Source organism: Sphingomonas sp., from assembly GCF_035910975.1.
Lineage (GTDB): Bacteria > Pseudomonadota > Alphaproteobacteria > Sphingomonadales > Sphingomonadaceae > Sphingomonas.
This window is the reverse complement of the sequence record NZ_JAMHWM010000013.1, coordinates 1-1,003: the sequence shown is the minus strand read 5'-3', so window position 1 is coordinate 1,003 and position 1,003 is coordinate 1. Positions and strand designations below refer to the sequence as shown.

Genomic DNA, 1,003 nt, shown 5'->3' with positions numbered 1-1,003 from the left:
GCAAGGTCCAGTCGATGCTCGTCGCTCTGCGTTACGGCGCCGCCGCTTGAGCATCGCCGTCTTCCGCATCGGCCTGGCCGCGGCGAAGCCCGTTGTCGATCAAGCTTACGGCTCGGCACTGGCGCCTGGCCGCTGGCACAGCCTGCGAACGGCTGCTGCATCGCGGCGGGTGATCTACTGCGCAGGGTCGCGCGCGCTGGCGCAACTCGAGAAGCGCGTGCATGCGAACGGCATCGCGCCGGTCGGGCAGGCACTGTTCCGACTCGAGCTGCCCGACGGCCTGGTGGTTCGGACCGCGCAAGCCGCCGGACTGCCGGAAAACTGGCGCGACAGCGAGGCCGTGACGCAAACGTTCGGAGATCGATGGCTGGATGCGGGCGCCGAATTGGCGCTGTGGGTCCCGTCATACGTCGAGCCTGCCGAACACAACCTGATCATCAATGCCCTGCATCCGAGGCTCGCGGAGGTCGCGCTCGTTACGGAACGCGACCCGTTCGAGTTCGATCCTCGCCTGGCTTAACCTCGTCATCGAAGGCTTCCGCGACGAAGAGACGGGAAGTCTCGCGAGGGCGGCGGCGGGCCGCACCGACCGGTCCTCGGCGAACCGCCCGCGCTTGCCGGAAGCTGTTGCCGAGTGCCGGTGGTCAGGGTGCGCGGCTCGCATGACACGGGCATCGATCAGGCGGAAGGATCGTTGGCAGCTTCGGGCAGGCCCGCATCGGACCCCAGATAGCCCGTGCTGGCGCGTTCGCGGTTGTGGCCGAGCACCCTGGAGACGCGCTTCCTGGCCGGCTTGTTGCCCTCAGGGCGAGACGTTCCACCACGCACCGGCGACGGGCCGCCGGCGTCCGCCTCGAAGTGGTCGTTGGCGTACTGGTGGCGCAGGCCATGCGACACGACGCCAAGGTCGGCCTTCGAGATGCCGAACTTGCGGATGACGTAATAGAAGCGCGCCTGGTTCTGAAGGCTGGTGAAGCCGGGCCGCCCGACATAGCTGCCTGGG

2 protein-coding genes are annotated in these 1,003 nt (G+C 68.2%); one reads left to right on the top strand and one right to left on the bottom strand.

Annotated features, from left to right (window positions below):
• Window positions 1-46: 46 nt before the first annotated feature.
• Window positions 47-520 (top strand): RES family NAD+ phosphorylase, encoded by a 474-nt coding sequence (locus VYI76_RS03225; RefSeq protein ID WP_326523339.1) that lies wholly within the window; start codon window positions 47-49, stop codon window positions 518-520.
• Between the two features lie 158 nt (window positions 521-678).
• On the opposite strand, the gene VYI76_RS03220 is transcribed toward VYI76_RS03225, so the two are convergent.
• Window positions 679-1,003 (bottom strand): hypothetical protein (locus tag VYI76_RS03220; protein WP_443018894.1); only part of this gene is annotated, 325 nt, incomplete at its 5' end.